Origin of the sequence: Marinobacter mobilis, from assembly GCF_900106945.1 — a bacterium.
Classification (GTDB): Bacteria; Pseudomonadota; Gammaproteobacteria; order Pseudomonadales; family Oleiphilaceae; genus Marinobacter; species Marinobacter mobilis.
Map to the genome: position 1 here is coordinate 53,255 of NZ_FNNE01000004.1, position 25,116 is coordinate 78,370.

The following is a 25,116-nucleotide window of genomic DNA, read 5'->3' on the forward strand; positions in this document are numbered from 1 at the left end:
GGTTGGCAACAACGGCAGGCCCACCGTTCCTGCACCCCCTCGGTCGACCAGTGTTGTCTGTTTTATGGTTTTTTTCTTAAGCCGGTTAGTTTCAGCAGCCCTTGCCAAGGCAACAATGGGACTATGGTGGAAGGTTTGGTAACGGATTGTAAGTCCACACAAAGCTCTTGGCCGCGACACGACCTCAATCCCTCGAAGGCACGAGGTCATTCGAGCGGTTCTTTACACCGTGTTCTATAGATTTTGTTTGCCATTCCATGTCAATGAGCACGAATCTCCCCACTTGCGCCTCAACTCGGCTTAAAATGGCCGGCTCACCATCCGACCGGCCGGAGCCATGCGAAAGACTTTTGAACTCACCGTCACCGAACCCCAAACTGCCGCGGAAGCCCTGGCCGAACGCACCGGCCTGCCCAAGGGCAGGATCAAGGATGCCATGACTAAAGGCGCCTGCTGGTGGACTTACAAGGGGAAACAGTTGCGACTCAGAAGGGCAACCAAGGCGTTGCAGCCCGGTACCCGGATTGCCCTCTACTATGATGACAAGGTCCTGGCACTGAAGCCCTTGCCCGCCGAGTGCCTGCTCGACAACAAACGTTACAGCATCTGGTACAAACCCCATGGCATGCTGGCCCAGGGGTCCCAATGGGGGGATCACTGCAGCCTGCTGCGCTGGGCCGAACAGAAAACCGGCCGTGACTGTTTTCTGTTACACCGGCTGGATGCCGATGCCGCCGGCCTGATGGTCATTGCCCACGATCCCAAGGCTGCCGGAGAGCTGTCCCGGCTGTTCCAGGGTCGTACCATTCACAAGGTCTACCAGGCCCGGATCTCAGGACAACTTGTGGCGGACGATCGCCTGATCGACGCGCCTGTCGAGGGCAAAGCGGCGGTGAGCCGCGTCACCACCCTGCACCAGGCTGATGATCAAACCCTGGTTTCAGTCACAATAGAAACCGGGCGGAAACACCAGATCCGCCGCCACCTTGCCGGCATTGGCCACCCCATTGTGGGCGACCGACTGTATGGTCAGGCCGGCCCACAGCCACTGCAGCTGCTTGCCGTTGAACTGGAATTCCAGTGCCCATTAAGAAACCGGCCCGTCCACATAACGCTGCCGGAGCACCTGCAACTGACACCGCAAACCGATCCCTGAGCGGCCGCCTCGGCGGGCGCTCGCCAATTATGTCGACATTTAACAATTTAGCATTTGTATCATTTAGCATGATCCGCTAATTTCGCAGGCTCTTTTCCAGAACTCTGATTGGGCACTGCCGCTCAAGGGGTTCGTATAGCTCAGACGAGGTGGGCAATGGGTGCATTACGTTTGATAGCGGGCGGGTTGGCCATGACCCTGACAGTAGTGGCCAGTGCTGATGAAGTGATCCTTGACGACCTTATTGTCCCGTTCAGCATGTGCGTGGGAAGCGACTGTGTCGACGGCGAAGACTTCGACTTCGACACTCTGCGACTGAAATCACCAACCCCGCAAATTCACTTCTGGGACACCAGCAATACCGCCAGTTTTCCTATAGAAGATTGGAGCATGGGCATCACCGATGGTGGTACCGCATCACGCACGTCGTTCTTTGTTCGCAGTGAAACGGCCAGTCAGGACGTACTGGTTATCTCACCGGACGGTGATGTAGCCCTGGGCGCAGGTGCCGGGCTGGTCGAGGGCGCCGTATCGGTTGGTAATCTTGGCAACGAACGTCGTGTCAGTCACGTGGCCGATGCAATCGACGACACCGACGCCGTTAACCTGCGCCAGTTTGAAGCCTTTCAGGCAACCGCCGAAGCGACAGCACAACAGGATATAGAGGCGCTGAACAATCGCCTGGATGGTTTTGAAGCCCGTATGACAGCGATGCTGGACCGTCTGGATCGTATCGCAGATAAAGTGGCGCAAACACAGGCCATCGATCAGGACGGTGACTCATGGCACTGACACGCCTTCTTGCGGCGGCGGTGGGGCTGGTGCTTGGCGCCACGGTTTCCGCTGACGTGATCAAGACCGACAACCTGGTGGTGCAGGGTAACCAGTGCCTTGGCACCGATTGCGTATCCGGCGAGACCTTCACCGACCACAGCTTCGTTCTCAAGGAAAACAACGATCGCATCCGCTGGCTGGACACCTCCGCCACCACGGAGGCTGTCCGCCGGAACCTGGAAGGTGGTTACCTTGACAGTGAGCTGGGCAATTCCTGGCGCGTTGAAGCCAATGAATCGTCCAACGGTGGTGATAACCGGTTCTATATACAGCTTTATGGCACCGACAAAGCTGCGGTGATCAGCGACGGCACCGCGCCGGACTACGACTGCAGTGACCCGTTTAACCCCGTCGTCAACGGAACCATCCCGGCCGGACAGCCCGCGGAGACCATGAACTGCCAACCCCTTGTCGATTACGCCCGGCTTACCAGCGTCGAACTGTCCAGTTCCGCCAACGGAGGCGTGGCCATAGGTGGTGACAGTGAGCTGACAAATGGTGAGGTCAGCGTCGGCAACGACAGTGCCTTGCGTCGTCTGACTCAGGTCGCCAGTGCCATCGCCCAGACCGATGTGGTCATCAAGTCCCAGATGGAAGCCAGCCTGATCAGCGAGCAACTGGCCAGTGCCGATGACATCGAGGCGATGCTTGATGACATTGAGTCCCAGATCATCGCGCTCGAACTGCAAGTATTTGGCGCACCAAACGGTGGCAACGGCGGCGGTGGCGCCGGCCATTGGCTGCTGTTCGGGTTGCTGTCACTGCTGTGGCTTCGTAGCCGTCGCCGCTAAGCCCTTCCTTCAGGCCGGTGCACCACTGCCTGCGCATGGGCCCAACACCAGGTTTCCACAATCCGATATACTGTTGCGCCCACAGTCCGGAACCCCGGACCGTGGGCCAGTCAACACCGGAGTGACGAACAAACCGGGCAACGGGCCATTCTTCAGGAGCGCGCAATGAGCGATACCATCACCAATACCTTTCTCCATGATCTTCCCAGCGCCGACGGCTACTTTGGCGAATACGGCGGCAGTTTTATTCCAGATCAGCTCAAGGCGGTGATGGATGAAATCACCCAGGCTTACCTCGATATTCGCGAAGACCCGGAGTTTCGCCGCGAGCTGGCAGAACTCTACAGCCATTATGTTGGCCGCCCCAGCCCGGTGTTCCATGCCAGGAACCTCAGTCGCAAATGTGGCGCCGAGATTTTCCTGAAACGGGAAGACCTGAACCATACCGGCGCCCACAAGATCAACCATTGCCTCGGTGAAGCCCTGTTGGCCAAGAAGATGGGCAAGAAGAAGCTCATTGCCGAAACCGGGGCAGGCCAGCACGGCGTAGCTTTAGCGACCGCCGCCGCACTGGTCGGCCTTGAGTGCGATATTTATATGGGCGAAGTGGATATCCGCAAGGAGCACCCGAACGTCGTCCGTATGGCAATCCTTGGCGCCCGGGTGATTCCCGCCACTCATGGCCGTAAGACCCTGAAAGAAGCTGTCGATGCGGCCTTTGAAGCCTATCTCGAGGACCCCATCAACCAGCTCTACGCCATCGGTTCGGTCGTCGGACCACACCCGTTCCCGATGATGGTGCGGGATTTCCAGTCCATTGTCGGCAACGAGGCCCGGGCACAGATGCTGACCCAGACCGGCCAGCTGCCGGACAACGTGGTGGCCTGTGTTGGCGGCGGTTCCAATGCCGTGGGCATCTTCTCCGCGTTCCTTGAAGACCAGGACGTAAAACTCTGGGGCGTTGAACCCGCGGGACGTGATCTTGAGACCGACGGCGAACACGCGGCCACCATGACCAAGGGCGAGCCCGGCATCATGCACGGTTTCAAGTCCTACATGCTGAAGGACGCTGAAGGAGAACCGCAAGAGGTCTATTCCGTGGCCAGTGGCCTGGACTACCCCTCAGTGGGCCCCCAGCACAGTTTCCTCAAGGACAGCGGCCGGGTCACTTACGACACCATCAACGACCAGGAAGCCATCGAAGCGTTCTTTGAACTGTCCCGCTCCGAAGGCATCATCCCGGCCATCGAATCCTCACATGCCGTCGCCTACGCCCTCAAACTGGCCAAGACGCATCCCGGCGAGAGCATCCTGGTAAACCTGTCCGGGCGTGGCGACAAGGACATCGACTTCGTGGTTGAACACTATGGCGACGCCTTCGGTGTGCACCTCGCCAACTAGGCCACGGCTTCACGCAGGGTGCGGGCAGCCGCCACCATGTTCTCCAGGGCCGGCAGCACTTCCGGCCAGCCCCTGGTTTTCAGCCCGCAATCCGGATTGATCCACAGTCGCTCGGCGGGAATCCGCCGGCCGGCCTTGGCCATCAACTCCACGATCTGGTCGTGACTGGGGATGTTCGGCGAATGGATGTCGTACACCCCCGGTCCAATATCATTGGGATAGCGGAAGCGATCAAACGCCGCCAGCAGTTCCATGTCCGACCTGGATGTTTCAATCGTGATGACGTCCGCATCCATTCGGGAAATGGCATCAATAATGTCATTGAACTCCGAATAGCACATGTGGGTGTGGATCTGGGTGGTATCGGCCACCCCATTGGCCGCCAGGCGGAAGGCATCCACCGCCCAGTCCAGATAGTCCGGCCACTGGGACCGTTTTAACGGTAACCCTTCCCGTAAGGCCGCTTCGTCAATCTGGATGATTTCCACACCCGCCTGCTCCAGGTCGAGCACTTCGTCACGGATGGCCAACGCCAGCTGGAAGCAGGTGACCGAACGCGGCTGGTCATCACGCACAAACGACCAGTTGAGCAGAGTGACCGGGCCGGTGAGCATGCCCTTGACCGGTTTGTCGGTCAGCGACTGGGCATAGCGAATCCAGTCCACCGTCATGGCTTTGGGGCGTTGAATATCTCCGTAAAGGATCGGCGGTTTGACGCAGCGGGAGCCGTAGGACTGAACCCAGCCAAACTGGCTGAAGGCGTAGCCGTCGAGCTGTTCGCCAAAGTATTCCACCATGTCATTACGCTCAGCCTCTCCATGAACCAGTACATCCAGGCCCAGCGCTTCCTGTTCGCGAATGCAGCGGGCGATCTCGTGCTGAATACAGGCCCGGTAACGTCGTTCATCCAGTTCATCCTGGCGATAACGGCGGCGCAACTGACGGATTTCACTGGTCTGGGGGAAGGAGCCGATGGTGGTGGTCGGGTAGGCTGGCAGCCTCAGCCGGTCCTGCTGTTGGCGGATGCGTTCCGCAAAGGGGCTCTGACGCTGTCCCCAGCTCGCGTCCAAAGCCTGCAGGCGGGCCTTGACGTCAACCCGGTTGACCCGCTGCGACTCACGTCGGCTGCGCAATGCCTCGGCATTGGCCTGCAACGCCTCCGCCACCGCAGCCCGGCCCTGATTGAGCGCCGTCGCCAGGGTGGTCAACTCGTCCAGTTTCTGGCGGGCGAAGGCCAGCCAGTTGCGCACTTCCGCATCAAGCTGCTGCTCGCTGGTAAGATCCACCGGCACGTGTAACAGCGAACAGCTTGGCGCCAGCCACAAGCGGTCCGCCAGCTGCCGGTGCAGGGGTTCCAGGCGATCCAGCAGGGCATTAAGGTCGCTTTTCCAGATATTACGGCCATTGATCACCCCGAGGGAGAGGATACGATCGTCCGGTAGTCCGGCGGCCAGGCTCTCCAGCTTGTCCTGATTGGCCTGCGCATCCAGATGCAGGCCATCCACCGGCAGGCTCAGGGCCAGCTCAAGATTGTTCGCCAGACGCCCGAAGTAGGTGGTCAGCAGCTTCTTCGGACCACGACCGGCGAGGAACCGGTAGGCCCTCAGATAGGCTTGCTGCCAGGTTTCGGACAGCTCCGTGACCAGTACCGGCTCGTCCACCTGGACCCACTCAACACCGGTACGCCCCAGGGTCTCGAATAACTCGGCGTACACCGGCAGCAAGCCATCCAGCAGGGCCAGCGGATCGCTGCCATCCTTGGCCTTGCCCAGCCAGAGATAGCTAAGCGGGCCCAGGATAACCGGCTTGACCGCCACATTCTGGCCCCGGGCTTCGTCGATCTGCGCCAGTAACCGGCTGGGATCAAGGCTGAAGCGGGTGTCTGTCGAAAACTCCGGCACAATGTAGTGGTAGTTGGTATCGAACCACTTGGTCAGCTCGCCAGCGGCCACCACGCTGTCGCCAGCATCCCCCGGTGCCCGGCCGCGGGCAGTGCGGAAGTAAGCGGTCAGCTCATCGCCCCCCAGGTCACGCACCCGCGCCGGCAGGTTGCCCAGGGTCACACTCATGTCCAGGACCTGGTCGTACAGGGAAAAGTCGCCGACCGGCTGCCAGTCCAGTTCGCCCTGTAGCTGCCAATGATCCTGCCGCAAACCGGCAGCCAGCTCTAACAGCGCTGGCGCCGGCAATTCGCCGCGCCAGTGCTCTTCCAGAGCAAATTTCAGTTCACGCCGCGCCCCGATACGCGGAAATCCAAGGTTGTGTGTGATCGCCATGGTTCACCTCCGTTGTTGAGAATGTGAGCCAGCATAGGAGTTCCAATCGATGAATAATAATGGTAAATAATCATTAATCCATGAGCATAATTCATTACAATCAAGGACGGGCAAATGTTGGAACGATCTCACCTGGCGATCCTGCGGGAAGTGGACCGTTGCGGTACCCTCACGGAAGCTGCGGAACGCCTACACCTGACCCAATCCGCCCTCAGCCACGCCATCAAGAAGCTGGAAACACAACTGGGAACGACGGTGTGGGTGAAAGAGGGTCGGCAGTTGCGATTGACCAGGGCCGGTCAGTACCTGCTGGGGCTCGCCAACCGGCTGCTGCCCCAATTCGAGCATGCTGAGGTGTTGATGCAGCAATACGCCGCTGGTCAGCGCGGTACCCTGCGCATCGGCATGGAATGCCACCCCTGTTACCAGTGGCTGCTGAAAACCGTTTCTCCCTTTCTCGCGGCGTGGCCGAAGGTGGATGTGGACGTCAAGCAGGCCTTTCAGTTTGGCGGTATGGCGGCCCTGTTCGGTTACGATATCGACGTGCTGATCACCCCTGACCCACTGTTCAAGGAGGGCATCGCCTTCACCCCGGTATTTGATTACGAGCAGGTACTGGTCGTGGCGAGCGATCACCCACTGGCCGGCAAAACCCGGGTGCTGCCCGAACAGCTGGGCTCGGAAACCCTGATCAGCTACCCGGTGGAAATCGAGCGACTGGACGTGTTCAGCCAGTTCCTGCTGCCCGCAGGCTGCAGCCCGAAGCAGCACAAGACCCTGGAAACCACCGACATCATCCTGCAGATGGTGGCGGCCGGGCGTGGTGTTGCCGCATTCCCCGACTGGCTGGTAAAGGAATACTGCCACAAGCTGCCAGTCACCTCCTTACGCCTGGGTCCACAGGGTATTCAGAAGCAGATCCACGTAGGCGTCAGGGTCGATGACAACGAACTGGACTTCATCCAGGGCTTCATTGAAATCGCCAACCAGACCAGTGAGATGACGCGTTAAAGGTTCGCATCTGGCCACTAATGACAAGTGCTTTGTCCGCCCATCCCCTCACGCAGTACGTCCGCAAGCGCTACGGTATTCATCAGAGCTATAACAATTTCAAGCCTCAGGAGGCTTTCCATGAATGCTGTTGCTGCCATCTCGCGAGCCACCCGGACCCTGCGCCATAAAGCGGCCACCCCCGCCGGCATGATTCCGCAGATCCGCCGCCCCGAGTTCGACTTCCCCGCCGATATGCCGAAATACTGGTGGGACAACAACCCGGCCAAGACCCTGCTGCTGGCCGCCCTGTCTTCCAGCTTCCCCCCCGGCGAGCGGTTCTTCATCGACTCGGTCCGCTATTACCAGGACCGCATCACCGACCCCGAGTTGCAGCAGGCTATCCGCGGCTTTATCGGTCAGGAAGCCCACCATTCGAAGGAGCACAAGGCCCTGAATGGCCGCCTGCAGGAACAGGGCATTGACCTTGCACGGTTAGAGTCGGAAATCCTGGATTTCATGAACTGGATGCGCAAGCACTTTTCTCCGGAACGGCAGCTGGCCCATACCGTAGCGGTCGAGCACTTCACTGCGTTAATGGCCGAGGAGTTCCTGCTCAAGTACAACGCGCTGGACGAAATGGATCCACGAATTGCCCCGATCTGGGCCTGGCACGCGATTGAGGAATCCGAGCACAAGGCGGTGGCCTTCGACGTCTACAAGAGCATCGGTGGCAGCGAACTGGTGCGACTGTCGGAAATGCTGGTGGTCAGTGTCGTGTTTCCAATCTTCAGCGGTATCCACCTGGTACAACTGATGAAGGAGGACGGCCAGCTCGGCAACCTCAAGGCCTGGGGCAGCCTGGCCAACTTCATGTGGGGCAAACCCGGCGTCCTCCGCAAACTGCTGCCGTCCTACTTCCGCTACTACAGCCCCGCTTTCCATCCCTGGAATCACGATGCCCGCTGGCTGGTGGAAAAGGCCAAACGGAAGTGGCTCAAGCCGAACAGCTGATCCCAGCCTCAGCCGGCGGACACAGTGCCATGCCACACCGGCAGCGCCAGATCCTCCGGCTCTTCGTTGGGGCCACCGGTGCGACTCTTGAAGGCCCCTTCCGCTATCGGAATGCGGAACAGGGCGGTCGCCTTGCGTTCTTTAGCATTAGGGGTGCGAACCTGATCCCAGCGGCCGGGCTCCAGCTGGTTAATCATCGCCGCGAAAGCCGCGTCGAATTCATCCGCGGCCGTTACCGCTTCCGCTTTACCGAACAGCACCAGCGACTGGTAGTTCGCACTGTGGTGAAAGGCCGATTTGCTCATTACCCATTCGTCGGTCACCGCAAAGGACAGGCACAGCGGTATGCCTGCGGCCAGCCGTTTCGACAGTCGCCCCCCGTTGAGCACATGGATATAGAGATTGTCATGCAACCGCCAGGCGGTGATGGGAATGATCCTTGGCTCTCCCTCTTCCACAAACGCCAGATGGGCAGTTTTCAGCCGGTCAATCAGTGCATAGGCGGGCGCACGGTCATAGCTGGCCCGCTTCGGTGCGCGTTTGACCCGGCTTCTCGGGCAGCAGGTGAGGGCAGATTCCAGAGGCGGTAGGGTTTCAGGGGACGACATCAGAAGCTCCTTTTTTCGTCGTTGGGAGCCCTATTAGAATTCGCATCTGATACCATAAAAAGATCCAGATTATAACTTATCATGGGACCAGTTAATCAATGACCCCCGTCATCGACGACCTGTCACTGGACGGCCCGGCCCCCTTGCAACAGCAACTCTACCGGCAACTGTCCCAGCGTATTCTTCAGCAGCGCTACCTTCCCGGCCGCCAGCTGCCATCCAGTCGCCAGCTGGCCGCTGACCTCGGCGTCAGCCGCAATACCGTCAACGCGGTCTACGACCAACTCAAGGCCGAGGGCTTCCTTCGCAGCCAGGCCGGCAAGGGCATCTTCGTGCACGAGGACATTGAGCCCCACCGCCTCGCCTTTGAACGCGGCGCAACTTCCCGGCCGGTCGGCGCCGGACCGGGCATGCTGCCATCACTCCCACGCCCGGTGGGGCCGTTCCGGCGCGGCGATGACGATGCCAATCTGCCGTTCAATCCCGGCCTGCCGGACCTGGACGCGTTCCCCATCCGCAGCTGGAACCGGCTGCTCCATCACCAGGAAAGCCGCACCCAGCTGTTAGGCTACAGTGACCTGCAGGGTTACCCGCCTCTGCGCAAGGCCATTGCCGAGTACGTGCGGGTTTCCCGCGGTGTGCGTTGCCACCACGATCAGGTGATTGTGACCCAGGGAGCCCAACAGGGGCTGGCGCTGATTGGCGACGTGTTTCTGCGCCCGGGGGACCGGGTACTGAGCGAAGACCCGGGCTATCGCGGCGCCCGATATGCGCTGGGCCGGCAGGGACATACCCTGGTGCCGGTGCCGCTCAGGCGTGAGGTGCTGGATATCGACGCCCTGGGTGACATAGGCCCGGCCCGGTTGTTGTACTGCACCCCCACCCACCAGTACCCCATGGGGGGCATTCTCGATATTTCCCAGCGCATGGCCCTGGTGCAATGGGCGCAGCAAAACCAGACCTGGATCATCGAGGACGACTACGACAGCGAGTTCCATTTCTGCAACAAACCCTTCGCCGCCATTCAGGGCCTGTTCGACCAGGCTCCGGTGCTGTATGTCGGCAGCTTCAGCAAGACGCTGCTGCCGGCACTTAGGGTCGGTTATCTGGTGGTTCCCGAACCGCTGGTGGATCATTTCGTCTGGGCCAAACGCATCAGCGGTGGCGAAAGCCCGCTCCTGAGTCAGGCGGTGATTGCCGAGTTCATCGACAGTGGCCAGTTCACCCGTCACCTGCGGCGTATGCGTCAGCTCTACCGCGATAAATGGCAATATTTCCAGGCTCGGGTCAGCGAGACACTGGCCGGGCAGGTCACCCCGGTGGCCGAAAGCGCCGGGATGCACCAGGTGCTGGAGGGATCGTTCAACGATGGCGAGGTAAGCCGGAAACTGCGTCAGCGAGGGTATGGTAGCGCGCCCCTGAGCGACCATTTTATTGGCACCGCCAGACGCCAGGGGCTGGTCATGGGGTTCGCCAGTGCCAGTGAACGTGAAATCGACGGCTGCATTGCCGCCCTGGCACAGTTGCTGCCTGCCGGCTAGAGCACGGCGGTGACCAGCACCGAGACGGCGCTCAAGGTATCACTTTTCAATACCTGACAGCCGGCCAGCTGATACTTTATGCTTGACGGGTTTCAGGCCACCGGATGTGTGCTTGAATGCAACCACCCATTAACACCACCAACCGGTCTCCGCCATCAGGGAAGCAGGCATCATGAGCAGAACACTGAGGAAGCATTACGAAAACGTCGACCTGCAACCCGGCCAGGGCAAGGGCAGTGCAGCCCTGTCTATCGCAATCGGGTTGCTGTCCCTGCTGGGCGCCTTCTGCTTCCTCTGGCCGGAATTGTTCACGACACCGGATTTCCGGGGCTTCTACGACAGCCAGGTTCTGAAAACGATGTTGCAGGCCAGCATCGCAATCGGTTTTGGCTTCGGCTTTTACTCCATCATGAAACACTCGTCGATGGGCTTCGGGCTGACCGGCATGTTGCTGGCCACAGCGGCGGCATTGCTGGGTTCGGGCCAGATCGAGGCGCCCGATATCGATACCCGTAACCTTTATGTGGGGCTGGATTACTTCATTTTGACCCTGGTGATTCTGGCACTGGTGTTCATTCCACTGGAACGCGCGTTCCCCAAGGACCCGCACCAGAAGGTCCTGCGCAAGGGCTGGATCACCGACCTCAAGTATTTCATGGTCAGCCACCTGGGTATTCAGCTGATCAGCTTTTTCACCATTATTCCGATTCAGGTTTACCTTCACCAGGCCTCGACCTGGGATCTACAGCAATGGGTCGCTGCTCAGCCGCTCTGGCTGCAGTTCATCGAAATTCTGCTGGTGGTCGATTTCGGCACCTACTGGATTCACCGCGCCATGCATGAAATACCCGCGCTATGGAAAATTCATGCGGTTCATCACTCCACCGAACAGATGGACTGGCTGGCCTCCTCCCGCCTGCACGTGCTGGAAATTCTCGCCAACCGCTTCGCCGGCTATCTGCCGATCTTCATCCTCGGCTTTGCGCCGTCTGCGGTGTACGCCTATCTGGTGTTTGTTTCGTTCCACGCCATTTTCATTCACGCCAATGTCCGCTTCCGCTTTCCGCTGCTGCGCTGGCTGATCGCTACGCCGGAATTCCATCACTGGCATCACTCCTCGGAAGACGCTGCCGTGGATCGCAACTACGCAGGTTTTCTGCCCATCTACGACGTTCTGTTTGGTACCACCTACATGCCATCGACCCTGGCCAATCGTTACGGCACCCGTTCAAACGATGTCCCGGAGGGGATCGTGGGCCAGTTCCTGTACCCGTTCCGCCACTGGCTGGGAAAAAAACCTGACCCGGCACAGGCGGGGGTTCAGACCCGGGCTCAAGAATAAGCATATCCAAATTAATTACTTTAGGTTCTAGCCCCTTTTGTGTATAAGATCGCGGCATATTTTTGCCAAAAATGAACAGAGGTTCACGATGTTCCAGCGACACCTTCTCGCCTTCGGCCTGCTGGCCCTGACGCCAGTATCCGCACTGGCTACCAACGGCTATTTCCAGCACGGTTACGGCACCATCAGCGCTGGCATGGCCGGCACCGGTACTGCCTTTTCCCAGGACAGCATCGCCGCGGCCACCAACCCGGCCGGTATGGCGTTTGTGGGCAGCCGCATGGATCTTGGTCTGGAGGTGTTTTCGCCACGTCGTGAGTACACCGTCGAGGGCGGCAACCCTGCGCCTCCGGCTGGCACCTTCTATCTGCAACCGGGTACCTACGAGAGTCACCGAAACGGCTTCCTCATTCCCCATTTCGGATACAACCGCCAGGTTTCTGACACCACGTCCCTGGGACTGACCATCTACGCCAACGGCGGCATGAATACGGAATATCCCGACACCAACGGCGGGCCTTTCTATGGCGGCCATACCGGGGTCAATCTGGAGCAGGTGTTCATCGCACCGACCTGGTCATGGAAATTTGCGGACAACCAGGCCATCGGCTTTTCACCGGTCATTGCCTACCAGCGTTTTGAAGCAAAAGGTCTGGGCAATTTTGCCGGTTTCTCTGCCGATCCCTCGGCACTGACCGACCGTGGGGTGGATGACGCCTGGGGCTATGGTTTCCAGATCGGCTGGCAGGGCGAGGTGACCGACACCCTGCGTGCCGGGGTGAGCTGGCGCTCGATCCTGGAAATGGATTCCTTCGACAAATACCAGGGCCTGTTTGCCGAACAGGGTGGTTTTGATATCCCCCAGCTGTTCAATGCCGGTATCGCCTGGTCAGGCCTGGAAAATCAGTGGTGGCTGCTGGAAGCCCAGCACCTTCGCTATGATGAAATCAACAGCATTGGCAATCCGCTGCTGCCAAACCTGATGACCGCACGCCTGGGGGATGAAAATGGTGCCGGCTTTGGCTGGAACGCCTCTACCGTCGTCAAGCTTGGCTGGCAGTGGCAACAGAACGACAGCCAGATCTGGCGGGCCGGTGTCAGTTACGGCGAGCAGCCAATCCCCGATTCGGAAGTGCTGTTCAACATCCTCGCGCCTGGCGTTCAGGAATGGCATTTCACTGGCGGCTTCACCCGTCAGTTCAGCCAGCAGCTGGAAGTTTCCGGCGCCCTGTTCTATTCACCACGCAAGAGCGTCACGGGGCCGAACCCGCTGGGGCCCGGTCAGGACATCGAGATATCCATGTACCAGATCGGCGCCATGGCCTCCCTGGGCTGGTCGTTCTGAGTCCGGTTCCCCCCGCCACCCGTTAACGGTGGCGTCCTCCGGTTACGGGGTCACCGTAACCGGAAGGTTCAGGGCCAGCAGCAATGGCTCGATGCCCGGCTGACAAAACAGTGCCGACTGACGGCTGATGACCAGCTGGGAAGCCCCTTCCTCCCGCAACACCCGAGCCACCGTGGCTGCCCCCATCGACGCCAGCTGACGCAGCCGACAGCCTTTGCCAAATACCGCCGTTGCCGCCTTGAGATCAGCCAGTTTCGAGGCCGTCAGGCCATCACCGGCCGGTACCACCACCGTGACCGGTTGCTGGCGATGCCGGCAAACCGACTGGGCCGCGAGCAGGGCCCGCTCGTTGGCATCGTCATGGTCGTTAAGCAGTACCACCACCCGTTGCACCGGCTTGCGTGTTTCGCACCAGAGCAACACCACTCCGGGCGCCTGATGCATCAGACCGCGGGCGGTCGAGCCCAGACGCATACCAATAGCCTCCGACCAGCCGGAACGCCCCAGCACCAGAAGATCCTGCGGTCGGGCCAGCGCCAATACCTCGTCCACCACATGTCCGCGGATCACGCTGAGGTCACAGGGAAACCCCCGCTGCGCCTCCAGTTCGGTCAGTGCTGACCGCGCCCGTTCTGCCAGCCGACGCAACCGCTGTTCCAGGAGAATCCGGTCCATCGGGCGGCGCTCACCGGAGGTACCGCCAACCTCGCGGGTAAACGGATAGGCCGCGCTGCGCAGCAGATTGTCCTCCTCCACAAAGACTCCCAGCACCTCACGGCCCTCACGGCCGGCAATGTCAGCCGCTGCGGCCAGGGCCGCCCGGCTCAGGCGCGAGCCGTCGAGCAGCACCAGTATCCGCCCGGGCGGCCCCGCCGCGCCGGTCGGGCTAGCCATGGTCGTTTTCTCCGCCTGGCTCCGATGGCTTGGCCTCATCATCCTGCGCCTTGCTGATAGCCACAAACCGTGACAGTCGCTCCGCCACGGCGGCGTTGACACTGCCTTCAGGGAATACTCCGTCCGCATCCGGCGCTCCCGCCGGCAGGTCCGTCAGCAGGGCAATGGCCTGGTCGATATGGCTGATCGGGTAGATCCGGAAGCGGCCATCCGCCACGGCTTCACGTACATCCGCCCTCAACATCAGGTGCTCGACATTACTGGCCGGCAGCAGCACGCCCTGGCCATCAACCACACCGGCTTCACGACAGACATCGAAAAAGCCTTCGATTTTCTCATTGACCCCGCCTACCGCCTGCACATCACCGTGCTGGTTCATTGAACCGGTCACGGCATAGGACTGACGTAACGGAATCCGGGCGATGGCCGACAGCAGCACACAGGTTTCCGCCACGGATGCCGAGTCCCCCTCCACGCCGCCATAGGATTGCTCGAAGGCGACGCTGGCAGACAGCGACAGCTCGCCCTCGCCAGCGTATCGACTGGCCAGAAAGCGCGACAGGATCATCACTGCCTTGCTGTGGATCGGCCCACCCAGCTTGGCCTCGCGCTCGATATCCACCACCTGCCCCTTACCCGGTCGGGCAGTGGCGGAAATGCGGGTTGGCTGGCCAAAGCGCGACGCTCCCAGTTGCAGCACGGAGAGGCCATTAACCAGGGCGATGGCGTGACCTTTGGTGGCGATCATCACAATGCCCCGGGTGATCTGCTCGCGGCTGAGTTCCCGCACCCGGCTGGCGCGATACTCCCGCTCATCAATGGCCCGCTGCACGTGACTGGCATCCATTGTGTGGGCGCCTTCAGTCCCCGCCCAATGGTCGGCCTCACTGAGCAGGTCGCGAATCACCCGATCGTGGGCGGACACCTTACGCTGGTCGTCTGCCATGCGACTGCCGTGTTCGATCAGCCGCGCCACGGCGTCCCGCTGCACCGGCCGGGTGCCGAGGCTGCGGGCAATCGTGGCCACCATTCTGGCGTACAGCAGGTAACCGTCCTCGCGGCGCTCCAGGTCATCCGCGAAATCGGCCTCAACCTTGAACAGTTCCAGAAAATCGGGGTCGTAATGGGACAGCAGGTAATAGAGCATGCGATCCCCCAGCAGCACCACCTTGACCGATACCGGTATAGGCTCCGGCTGCAGGCTCACGGTGCTCATCAGTCCGTACAGCCGCTCCAGGGATTCGATACGGAGTTCGCTGGATAACAGCACCCGTTTGAGACTTTCCCAGGCCAGTGGCTGCGTCAGAATACGACGGGCGTCGATGATCAGGTAACCACCGTTGGCGCGGTGTATCGAACCTCCGCGGATCAGCGTGAAATCGGTGTACAGGGTACCCTGACGGGCATGATGTTCAATCTGGCCGGTCAGGTGCTGATGGCTCGGCAAGTCTTCGTAAACCACCGGCGCGCCCCGGGTGTCGGCGTTATCCACCAGCAGGTTGATGTCATAGCGGGCCAGCAGGGCCTTGGGGGGGCCATGCTCATTGTCACGGAACAGCTCCGCATGCTCCACCACATCTTCCTGCACCGCATCCAGATAACGAATCACCTCCGGCAGGTGTGACCAGCGCTCCCGCAATTCACCCATAGGGGCGCCGAGGGTCAGCTGCACCATTTCCTCATTGAGGGAACGCACTCGCTCCCGCACTTCCTTCCTTAGTTTGGGGATCTGCTGAATGCTTTGCTGAAGCTTCTTCTCCAGATCCTCGACCTTGCTTTCGATCAGCGTGCGCTCATCGTCGGACAGCTTCTGGTAGTCGTCAGGATCGATCACCTCACCATTACGCCGCATCGGGGCGAAGGTAAAACCGGTCGGCGTGGTGATCATGGCAATGTTGTTGTCGTTGGCTTCCTGCTGGATCGCGCTCAGCCCTTCCTGCTGATGCTGGCTGACTTCTTCCTGCAGTTCCTGCAGACGGGCCTGGTATTCCTCGCTTTCAAAGGTGGCCGGTACCGACGTCCGCAACTCACTCGCCAGATCCGCCATATCCTGCCTGAAGCTGCGCCCCTGTCCTGCAGGGAACGCCAGCACCCGGGGTTTCTCGGCCTGCTGGAAGTTCAGTACGTAACACCAGTCGGAGGGCACCGTCTGCTGCGCCGCGTGACGGGTCAGGAAGCGATTGACCAAGTCATGCTTACCCACCCCGGAAGGCCCCAGCACGAACAGGTTGAAGCCCGCTGCCGACATGCCCGCACCGAACTCCAGTGCCCTCAGTACCCGTTCCTGGCCACAGGGCAGTTCGAGATCGTCAAGGGACTCAGTGGTGGCAAACGACAACACCTCAGGCGGGCAACGATGGTAGACCTGGGCTTCCGTCAGCGGTACGGGGAGTGGCATCCCAACCTCCTGTTATGCAATCCAGCCTGATGCCGTGTGAACGGCCCTACTGGCAAGGATAGACCACATCCGACGGGAGCCCAGAGGCATCACCTTATCGACCGCTTACCCCGAGCCGGTCGAGGTAGTGCTGGAGCTCGACCTCACCGATATCGACGTATTCCAGCACCCGGCCATAGACCATGGCCGAGGGCACCGAACGACCGCCCCGTTCCTGCTGCGCTTCGTTGAGTACATAGAGGATAATACGCTCGATGCGGGTCAGGCCGTCGCGCACATCGGGCAGGTTGTTGAGCGCGGCGAGAGCGTCAGACCGATCCATGGCCATCGTGATCGCCCCGCATCGACTGAATAAACAGCACCTTCATCAACACCATCCCAACCAGCAGCATCACCGCCGACAGTGCCAGCACAGGATCAATCACCTGGGGGTCAATAAACTGACCGTAAAGCAGGAACAAACCGAGCGACATCACCGCCACACCGACCTGATGGAGGTAAAACTGAATACCCGCCAATCGCGATTCGCTGTTGGTGAGCCAGAGCTTATGGCAAAGGCCGTAGATAAAGGACACCACAAACCCGGCCAGCAGGATGTGGGCATGGGTGACGAACTGACCATGATCCTTGGTCTTCGCCATGTAAATACCCAGCATCATGCCGATAATGGCGTAGCCCAAAGCACTCAGTACAAATTTCCGGTCCATACGTTCCCCTGTCATCACATCGTTGTTAAAAGGCGGCTGGCGTTCTGTGCTGTCAGCCCGGCCCAACTCCCAGAGTTTAGCGCTTTACCGGACTTTCGGTACCTGTTCCTGACAAACGACACGCGCATCAGCCATCATGGCGTCACGATCGTCAGCCGTGCTGAAAAATGATATTGATCAACTTCTGACCTGCTTTGTGATCAAGTTCAGCAAGTGACTGCTAGTATTAAAAGCGTGTAGTAAACCTTGCCGTTAAGCCTGCAAAAGGCTTGGGAACATTAAGGATGTGTCCTCTACATGATGGTGAACAGGGACAGACATAGAAAGAGGGCATGACCTTGTCTAGATACCCATTCACCCTGTTCCCATTGGCCACCGCGCTGCTGTATTACCTGGGCGCCTATATCGGTGTCCACTTTGCCGCCCTGGAGAGTGGCATTGTCGTGTTTTGGCCACCCAATGCCATTCTCCTCGCTGCGCTGCTGTGCCGGCCGGTCAAGTCCTGGCCTCCCATTGTGCTGGCGGTAATCGTGGCGGAGGTTGCCGCGGATGTGCCCGCGTTTACCGTCACCGAAGCCGTGCTGTTCGGCATGATCAACGCGACTGAATGCATGCTGGCCGCTGCACTCATACGCTACGCCCGAGGGGGCGCAGTAGACTGGAAAGATCCCGCGGACCTGGGCGTGTTCCTGGTGACCGTATTCTTTATCGCCTCACCGCTTGCCGCTGTAGGTGGCGCATCGGTGTATACCTTCATTCTGGGCAGTGACTCTCCATTCCTGACGTCCTGGCGGCTGTGGTGGATAGGGGATGCGACCGGCCTGATCATCCTGACCCCCTGCATGCATATGATGTTCTCCCTTGCCGAGGCCCGCCCCGGGCTGAACTTGCCTGCATCAAAACAGCTCGAACTTCTGGTTGCCTGGGTGATCGGGCTGACCATCTGCTTTCTGGTATTTTCAGCCAACCTGCAATCGGAAAACTACCTCGCGCTCACCCCGTTGGCTGTACTTCTGGCCCCTGTCTGGATTGGTGTCCGCTTTAGCCCGCTGGCTAGCTCGATCCTCGCCGCGGTTGTTGCCCTTTATGCCGCATTTAGCACGGCTGCAGGCATAGGTCCCTTCATCCGCGACCAGCAGGATCAAAGTGCCTTGTTAACCCAGGAATTTACAGTTCTGTTTACCGTGCTGGTGCTCTACATTGCGGCCTTCGTTCACCAGAACCGCCGTAAATCGACTGAACTGGAACTTGCCTTGTCCGAGTTAAGGCAACTGAATGAAGCGCTTGAAGAGCGGGTACAGATGCGCACCGAAGAGCTGTCGGAGGCCAACCAGCGACTCCAGCAACTCGCCCTCACCGATGAACTGACAGGCATTTATAACCGACGCAAAATCCAGATACTGGGACAAGAGGAAGTGGAGCGCAGCCAACGAACCCAACGACCCTTTTGTATACTCCTGCTGGATCTGGACCACTTCAAACAGATCAATGACCGTTATGGCCACGACATGGGTGACCGCTGCCTGCAGGCGTTTGCCCTGGGCGTGCAGTCCGCCATACGAACCATGGACCGTTTCGGTCGCTGGGGTGGAGAGGAGTTCATTATCATTGTGCCGGAGTCCGACACCGTCGACCTGGCCCGCCTGAGTCAGAAGCTCCTCGACAGAGTCCGGACCATCGCCGTCCCCATTCAGGATGAACAATTGTCGCTCTCGGTATCCATTGGTATTGCCCAGTGGCACCACAACAGCTTCGACAAACTGCTGTCTGAAGCTGACCAGGCGTTATACCGGGCCAAAGAGCAGGGACGGGCACGGGCAGAATTCAGTACAACGGAGACAATTCCGGCACCCGACTGACTTAGCCGGACACTTCCAGCCTGGCCTTCAGATTAGTCAATGCCAGCAGCGACATCTGCCTCATCCGTGGTCGCAGCAACGGGGCCAGGAGCCGGTTCAGGCCGCGGGTTTCATAGGTCAGGGTGCGGGTGAACTCGACACCACCGGCAGACTCGCGAAAGCGGTAGTCGATCTGAAGCCAGCCCCCGGACATCCGCCCTTCGACACACCAGTGGCTGTCCGGGTTGGCGTTAAGGACGGTGTAACGGGTTTCCCGCCGAAGGGTGAACGGCAGTGGCGATAACGGCTGCAGCTCGATCACCTCATCGAAACCATCGCCTACCGACAGTTCGCTGACCGAGGCTTGCGCCGAACGGGAGTTCGGGTGCCATTCATGCCAGAGCCAGGGCTGGGTTACGTAGCGGTAGAGGGTGTTCGGGGTACAACCGATTTCGATGGTATGGCGGATTTGCTCTTGCACAGTCGCTCACTCCCAACAGCGGATCAGGGCCTTTCGCTGCCGGATAACACGCAGCGGAGACCTTGGGTGACACACTGTCTGTTTTAACCGGTTTCGCCACCATAAGCCAGAACGAAAAAACCCGGACCACCTTGCGGAGCCCGGGTTTTTGTCAGCGCGTAACCGCTGTCAGATCATTCAGGCAACAGAGGCGCGAGCCTCGGCCAGAATCCGGTTAAAGGTTTCGCTCGGCTGCATCACGCTGCTCACCAGTGCTTCAGGCGCATGGTAGTAGCCGCCGATGTCGGCCGGGTGCCCCTGGATGACACTCATTTCTTCCAGGATCTTGTCCTTATTGGCCTCAACCTGCTCGGAGATCTTGGCGAAGTAGGCCTTCAGTTCGGCATCTTCGTCCTGTTTGGCCAGCTCTTCCGCCCAGTAGCGTGCCAGGTGGAAGTGACTGCCGCGGTTGTCGAGCTCACCAGTGACACGGGACGGAGACTGGTTATTTTCCAGCAGGCGCTCGGTGGCCTTGTCCAGGGTCTGGCCCAGCAGACGGGCACGGACGTTACTTTCTTTTTCGCCCAGCTCGTCGAGGGAAACCGCGATCGCCAGGAATTCACCCAGGGAATCCCAGCGCAGGTGGTTCTCTTCCAGCAGCTGCTGCACGTGCTTGGGCGCAGATCCGCCCGCACCGGTTTCGTACAGGCCACCACCGGCCAGCAGCGGCACCACAGAGAGCATCTTGGCGCTGGTGCCCAGCTCCAGGATCGGGAACAGATCGGTGAGGTAGTCTCGCAGTACGTTACCGGTCACCGAAATGGTGTCGAGGCCACGAATCAGTCGTTCCATGGTCCAGCGAATGGCGCGTACCGGGCTCTTGATCAGGATATCCAGACCTTCGGTGTCGTGATCCTTGAGGTACAGTTCGACTTTCTTGATCAGCTCGGCGTCGTGGGCACGCTCATCGTCCAGCCAGAACAGCGCCGGCATACCGGAGGCACGGGCACGGTTAACCGCCAGCTTGACCCAGTCGCGGATCGGCAGGTCTTTGGTCTGGCAAGCTCGCCAGATATCGCCCTTCTCAACCTGATGTTCGGTCAGGGTGTTGCCGTCACCATCAACAACGCGCATCACGCCGTCTTCGGTCATCTCGAAGGTCTTGTCGTGGGAACCGTACTCTTCAGCCTTCTGGGCCATCAGGCCGACATTGGGCACGGTGCCCATGGTGGTCGGATCGAAGGCGCCGTGGGTCTTACAGAAGTTAATCACTTCCTGGTAGATGGTGGCGTAGGTGGACTCAGGCATGACCGCCTTGGTGTCCTTCAGCTTGCCATCACGGGCCCACATCTTGCCGGAATTACGAATCATCGCCGGCATGGAGGCGTCAACGATAACGTCGCTCGGCACGTGCAGGTTGGTGATCCCCTTGACGGAGTCCACCATGGCGATTTCCGGACGGTGCTCGTAGCACGCGTGCAGGTCTTCCTGAATCTGCTCCTGCTTGGATTCCGGCAGCAGCTTGATCTTCTCCATTACGCTGGAGAGACCGTTGTTGGGGTTAACGCCAATCTCGTCAAACAGGTCGCCGTACTTGTCGAACAGCTCCTTGTAAAAAATCTTCACCGCGTGGCCGAACACGATCGGATGAGAGATCTTCATCATCGTGGCCTTGACGTGCAGAGAGAACATCACGCCGGTCTTTTCGCAATCTTCGAGGACGTCTTCAAAGAACTTGCACAGCGCCTTCTTGCTCATGTACATGGCGTCCAGCACTTCACCTTCCAGCAGCGGCAGGTCGGCTTTCAGAACGGTTTTCTCACCCTTGGTGTTCTCGAACACGATCTGGGCGTTGGTGGCCTTGTCCAGGGTCAGGGACTGTTCGCTGGAGTAGAAGTCACCATCACGCATGTGCGCGACGTGGGTACGGGACGCCGGACTCCACTCACCCATGGAGTGCGGATGCTTGCGGGCAAAAGCCTTGACCGCGGCCGGGGCGCGACGGTCGGAGTTGCCTTCCCGCAGTACCGGGTTGACCGCGCTGCCGAGAACCTTGGCATAACGGGCCTTGGCTTCTGCTTCTTTCTCGGTTTCCGGGTGTTCCAGGTACTCAGGCAGATCAAAGCCCTGTGACTGCAATTCCTTGATCGCGGCGCGCAACTGCGGGATGGAGGCACTGATGTTCGGAAGCTTGATGATGTTGGCTTCCGGGTTCTTGGTGTATTCACCAAGTTCCGCCAGGGCGTCAGGTACCCGCTGATCCTCACTGAGGTAATCCGGGAAGGTCGCCAGAATCCGGGCCGCCAGCGAAATATCGCTGGTCTCGAACTCGATACCAGCGGGCTTGGCGTAGGTTTCCAGAATAGGAAGCAGCGAGCGCGTGGCTAGGGCGGGGGCCTCATCGGTGAGGGTGTACACGATCTTGGATTTTGATGCGGTCATTTTCGTCCTCTGGCTTAATGTTGGAGTTCAGGACGGTCAGGGCCAGACCGGGAGTCTTGTGAACGCTCGGTCGTGACGAAGACTGAGTACGAACTTTTCGTGGGCGTATAAAGATACCAGTTTTTTCAGTTCAATGAGTAAGATCTTAGTATAAGAACTGAATTAAGTGTCCCAAACGGCCGTGACAATGGTGTGAAATGCCGTTATTTACGGAACTTTCGGAAAAACTACGAAAACTCGGAGAGTTGCCCCGCACCGTTGCGGGGCTCACCGGGATCAGCTGGAAGGCAGCAGTGATGTTGCCGCGAGCGCGTCGCGGATCTGGTCCAGGGCCTGGGGATTGGCCAAGGCATCGCGGTTATCGCTGCGCGCGGCGCCATTGATCAGCCGTGCGACCGCGAGCTCAACCTTCTTGCCACTGCGAGTGTAAGGAATGTCGGGCACCGGGACAATATGTCGGGGCACATGACGGGGACTGGCACCTTCGCGGATACGGCTGCGCAGCCGTGCCACCAGCTCATCATCCATCTCGGCGCCATCGGCAGGCACCACCAGCAACACGACCTCGACATCGCCGTCGATCTGCCGTCCCACCACCAGGCTGTCCTTCACTGCGGGCTCCGTTTCTACCTGCCGGTAGATCTCGGCGGTGCCGATACGCACCCCGCCCGGATTCAGCGTGGCATCGGAGCGACCATAGATGATGGCACCACCGTGCGGCGTAAACTCGATAAAGTCACCGTGGGCCCAGACCGCCGGGTAGGTGTCGAAGTAGGCGTCGTGGTAACGGCTGCCATCGCTGTCATTCCAGAAAGCGACCGGCATCGATGGCAGTGGCTGGCGGCAGACCAGTTCGCCGCGACCTTCGCCCACCGGCTGACCATCCTCACCATAGGCGACGGCATCAACCCCGAGAAAACGACACTGGATCTCGCCCCGGCGCACCGGCAACAGCGGGGTCGCTCCCACGAAACAGCCACAGATGTCGGTACCACCAGCGATAGAGCCCAGCAGTGCCTTTGGGGCACCGTCGCTGTAGATCCAGTCGTAATCTTCCGGCAGCAGAGGCGAACCGGTGGAAAACACCACCCGCAGGGCACTCTGGTCCAGCGTCTTCGCCGGTGCCAGTTCGGCCTTGCGACAGCCCGCAATGAAACGCGCACTGGTGCCGTAGTGGGTAACTTTCTCCTCGGCCACGGTCTGCCACAGGGCGTTCAGATCCGGGTAACCGGGAGAACCGTCCACAGTGATCACCGCGGCACCAGTCAGCAGCGCCGAGGCCTGCCAGTTCCACATCATCCAGCCACAGGTGGTGAAATAAAGGAAACGGTCATCGGGACCGACGTCACCCTGCAGCATCAGTTCCTTGGCGTGATTGACCAGCAGGCCAGCATTGCCATGGACAATGCACTTGGGCTTGCCGGTGGTGCCGGAGGAATAGAGGATGTAGACCGGGTGATCCGGCGGCATCGGGGTAAACGACGGCGCCTGGCCTTCACCGAACGCCAGGGCATCCGCCCACGAGGTAACCAGCCCGCCGCCCAGATGCGGCTGGTCTGGCAACTGCTGCACGCTGATGACGGTTTTCAGGCTCGGCAACCTGGCGGCCAGTGCCTCGAAATCCTGCTGCCGCGGAAACACCTTGCCACCATAGCCGTAGCCATTCACCACGATCAGTGCTGACGGTTCGATCTGGCCAAAACGGTCCTGGATCGCGCCGGTGCCAAAGTCCGGCGAAGCGGAACTCCAGATCGCCCCCAGACTGGTGGCCGCCAGCATCCCCACCAGGGCCTCATAGCCATTGGTGACAATGCCCGCCACCCGGTCCCCGGCGACAATACCCTTGCTGCGCAGGAAGGCTTCCAGAGCCCCGGCGTCCTGCTTCAATTCGTGGTAGCTCCGACGCAATACCGGCCGGGTTTCGCAGTAGGCCACCACGGCTTCCCGATCGGCGTGATCACCTTCCGCCAGCCGCAGCAGGTTAGCCGCGAAATTCAGGCGCATGCCAGGAAACCATTCCGCCCCCGGCATGTCGCGCTTGCCAAGCACCCGCTCAGCGGGGGTATCACAACGCAGGCCACAGAAATCCCAGACCGCCTGCCAGAACGGCTCAAGGTTATCGATCGACCACTGGTGCAGGTCATGGTAATCGGCAAAGGGACCGTGGCCCTGATCTTCCAGCGCACGCATGAAACGGGTCATCTGGCAGTTGGCCAGCACCTCGTCGGTGGGCGTCCACACCACCGGCGACTGTTCGGTATTGCTCATTCCTCTCTCCTGTTACGCGTAGGGCCTACTGCATGTGCCAGCCATGACTGACCACCACCGACTGCCCGGTCAGGGCAGCAGACGGGAACGCGGCCAGGTGGACCGCCAGTTCTGCAACATCTTCAACGGTGGTGAACTGGCCATCCACGGTGTTCTTCAGCATGACCTTACTGATCACTTCCTGCTCGGAAATACCCAGTTCACGGGCCTGTTCCGGGATCTGCTTGTCCACCAGCGGCGTACGGACAAAACCGGGGCAGATGATGTTGCTGCGCACCCCGTGTTCCGCCCCCTCTTTCGCCACCGCCCGGCACAGCCCCAGCATGCCATGTTTGGCAGCGACATAGGGCGCCTTCAACGGCGAGGCTTCCAGCGAATGTACCGACCCCATGTACAGCATGGTGCCACCACCATTGGCGTACATCTGCTGGAGAGCGGCGCGGGTGACCAGAAAAGCCCCCCCCAGGTGCACATCGACGACTTTCTGCCAGTCGGCATAGCTCAACGTGTGGACCGGGTCGATGTGCTGGATGCCCGCATTGGCCAAGGCAATGTCGAGTTTACCCCAGGCCTCGACAATCGCCGCCACCCCCTCATTGACCGCGACTTCATCGGTGACATCCATCGCCAGGGCCATGGCGGTACCACCTTCAGCCTCAATGGCTCGGGCCGTCTCAGCCGCGGCCTGAGCATCTAGATCCGCCACCGCGACCCAGGCTCCTTCACGGGCATAGTATTCAGCAATGGCACGGCCAATGCCTCGTGCACCCCCGGTAATCAGGGCACTCCGGTTTTTCAAACGCATGGTGTT

The 25,116-nt window shown here is 59.9% G+C and carries 20 protein-coding genes; 10 read left to right on the forward strand and 10 right to left on the reverse strand.

Annotated elements, in window-relative coordinates; all coding sequences use genetic code 11:
* Positions 1–337: 337 nt before the first annotated feature.
* The 4 genes from BLV11_RS07260 to trpB all read left to right on the forward strand — a co-directional run bounded on the left by BLV11_RS07260 (position 338) and on the right by trpB (position 4,182).
* On the forward strand, positions 338–1,156 hold the full coding sequence (locus tag BLV11_RS07260) for an RluA family pseudouridine synthase (RefSeq protein WP_091812311.1): 819 nt from the start codon (positions 338–340) through the stop codon (positions 1,154–1,156).
* Positions 1,157–1,348: 192 nt separating this feature from the next.
* Positions 1,349–1,948 carry a hypothetical protein gene (locus tag BLV11_RS07265; RefSeq protein ID WP_175528306.1) on the forward strand — a complete coding sequence of 200 codons (600 nt, stop codon included), beginning with the start codon at positions 1,349–1,351 and terminating at the stop codon, positions 1,946–1,948.
* Complete coding sequence (locus BLV11_RS07270) at positions 1,939–2,781, forward strand: hypothetical protein (RefSeq protein WP_091812313.1); 843 nt, start codon at positions 1,939–1,941, stop codon at positions 2,779–2,781. Before BLV11_RS07265 ends, BLV11_RS07270 begins: the two co-directional genes overlap by 10 nt.
* Positions 2,782–2,946: 165 nt before the next feature.
* Complete coding sequence (trpB, locus tag BLV11_RS07275) at positions 2,947–4,182, forward strand: tryptophan synthase subunit beta (protein WP_217634549.1); 1,236 nt, start codon at positions 2,947–2,949, stop codon at positions 4,180–4,182.
* On the opposite strand, the gene metE is transcribed toward trpB, so the two are convergent.
* The gene (gene metE / locus BLV11_RS07280) at positions 4,179–6,458 is read right to left on the reverse strand and encodes a 5-methyltetrahydropteroyltriglutamate--homocysteine S-methyltransferase (protein WP_091812314.1); all 2,280 of its coding nucleotides are present in this window, start codon (positions 6,456–6,458) and stop codon (positions 4,179–4,181) included. The two genes, trpB and metE, sit on opposite strands and share 4 nt — an antisense overlap.
* 114 nt (positions 6,459–6,572) lie before the next feature.
* On the opposite strand from metE, the gene BLV11_RS07285 reads away from it, so the two are divergent.
* Complete coding sequence (locus tag BLV11_RS07285; RefSeq protein WP_091812315.1) at positions 6,573–7,469, forward strand: LysR family transcriptional regulator; 897 nt, start codon at positions 6,573–6,575, stop codon at positions 7,467–7,469.
* 120 nt (positions 7,470–7,589) lie between these two features.
* Positions 7,590–8,462 (forward strand): metal-dependent hydrolase, encoded by an 873-nt coding sequence (locus BLV11_RS07290; protein WP_091812316.1) that lies wholly within the window; start codon positions 7,590–7,592, stop codon positions 8,460–8,462.
* Positions 8,463–8,470: 8 nt separating this feature from the next.
* On the opposite strand, the gene BLV11_RS07295 is transcribed toward BLV11_RS07290, so the two are convergent.
* A complete protein-coding gene (locus BLV11_RS07295; RefSeq protein ID WP_091812317.1) occupies positions 8,471–9,070 on the reverse strand; it encodes a pyridoxamine 5'-phosphate oxidase family protein in 600 nt (199 codons plus the stop codon).
* 98 nt (positions 9,071–9,168) lie between these two features.
* Between BLV11_RS07295 and pdxR the strand changes: the two genes are divergently transcribed.
* From pdxR to BLV11_RS07310, 3 genes are all read left to right on the forward strand, one after another.
* On the forward strand, positions 9,169–10,611 hold the full coding sequence (pdxR, locus tag BLV11_RS07300; RefSeq protein ID WP_091812318.1) for a MocR-like pyridoxine biosynthesis transcription factor PdxR: 1,443 nt from the start codon (positions 9,169–9,171) through the stop codon (positions 10,609–10,611).
* Positions 10,612–10,783: 172 nt separating this feature from the next.
* The gene (locus BLV11_RS07305; RefSeq protein WP_091812319.1) at positions 10,784–11,953 is read left to right on the forward strand and encodes a sterol desaturase family protein; all 1,170 of its coding nucleotides are present in this window, start codon (positions 10,784–10,786) and stop codon (positions 11,951–11,953) included.
* A gap of 88 nt (positions 11,954–12,041) precedes the next feature.
* On the forward strand, positions 12,042–13,298 hold the full coding sequence (locus tag BLV11_RS07310; protein ID WP_091812320.1) for an OmpP1/FadL family transporter: 1,257 nt from the start codon (positions 12,042–12,044) through the stop codon (positions 13,296–13,298).
* Between the two features lie 42 nt (positions 13,299–13,340).
* Here the strand turns inward: BLV11_RS07310 and BLV11_RS07315 are convergent, their stop codons facing one another.
* The 4 genes from BLV11_RS07315 to BLV11_RS07330 form a co-directional block, all read right to left on the reverse strand.
* A complete protein-coding gene (locus BLV11_RS07315; RefSeq protein ID WP_091812321.1) occupies positions 13,341–14,192 on the reverse strand; it encodes a universal stress protein in 852 nt (283 codons plus the stop codon).
* Positions 14,185–16,590, reverse strand: coding sequence for a Lon protease family protein (locus BLV11_RS07320; protein WP_091812322.1), 2,406 nt, complete (start codon positions 16,588–16,590; stop codon positions 14,185–14,187). Before BLV11_RS07320 ends, BLV11_RS07315 begins: the two co-directional genes overlap by 8 nt.
* A 94-nt stretch (positions 16,591–16,684) precedes the next feature.
* Positions 16,685–16,912 carry a hypothetical protein gene (locus BLV11_RS07325; RefSeq protein ID WP_091812574.1) on the reverse strand — a complete coding sequence of 76 codons (228 nt, stop codon included), beginning with the start codon at positions 16,910–16,912 and terminating at the stop codon, positions 16,685–16,687.
* Positions 16,899–17,297 carry a TonB-dependent receptor gene (locus tag BLV11_RS07330; RefSeq protein WP_091812323.1) on the reverse strand — a complete coding sequence of 133 codons (399 nt, stop codon included), beginning with the start codon at positions 17,295–17,297 and terminating at the stop codon, positions 16,899–16,901. The genes BLV11_RS07325 and BLV11_RS07330 overlap by 14 nt, the downstream gene beginning before the upstream one ends.
* Before the next feature lie 332 nt (positions 17,298–17,629).
* Here BLV11_RS07330 and BLV11_RS07335 point away from each other — a divergent pair, with 332 nt between their 5' ends.
* Positions 17,630–19,156 carry a sensor domain-containing diguanylate cyclase gene (locus BLV11_RS07335; protein WP_091812324.1) on the forward strand — a complete coding sequence of 509 codons (1,527 nt, stop codon included), beginning with the start codon at positions 17,630–17,632 and terminating at the stop codon, positions 19,154–19,156.
* A gap of 1 nt (position 19,157) precedes the next feature.
* Here BLV11_RS07335 and BLV11_RS07340 read toward each other — a convergent pair whose 3' ends face one another.
* From BLV11_RS07340 to BLV11_RS07355, 4 genes are all read right to left on the reverse strand, one after another.
* Entirely contained in the window at positions 19,158–19,616 is a 459-nt protein-coding gene (locus BLV11_RS07340) for an SRPBCC family protein (protein WP_091812325.1), read from the reverse strand.
* 177 nt (positions 19,617–19,793) lie between these two features.
* Complete coding sequence (locus tag BLV11_RS07345; protein ID WP_091812326.1) at positions 19,794–22,037, reverse strand: NADP-dependent isocitrate dehydrogenase; 2,244 nt, start codon at positions 22,035–22,037, stop codon at positions 19,794–19,796.
* A gap of 276 nt (positions 22,038–22,313) precedes the next feature.
* Positions 22,314–24,305: an acetoacetate--CoA ligase gene (locus BLV11_RS07350; RefSeq protein ID WP_091812327.1), complete on the reverse strand. Its 1,992-nt coding sequence runs from the start codon at positions 24,303–24,305 to the stop codon at positions 22,314–22,316.
* 25 nt (positions 24,306–24,330) lie between these two features.
* Complete coding sequence (locus tag BLV11_RS07355) at positions 24,331–25,110, reverse strand: 3-hydroxybutyrate dehydrogenase (protein ID WP_091812328.1); 780 nt, start codon at positions 25,108–25,110, stop codon at positions 24,331–24,333.
* Positions 25,111–25,116 lie beyond the last annotated feature (6 nt).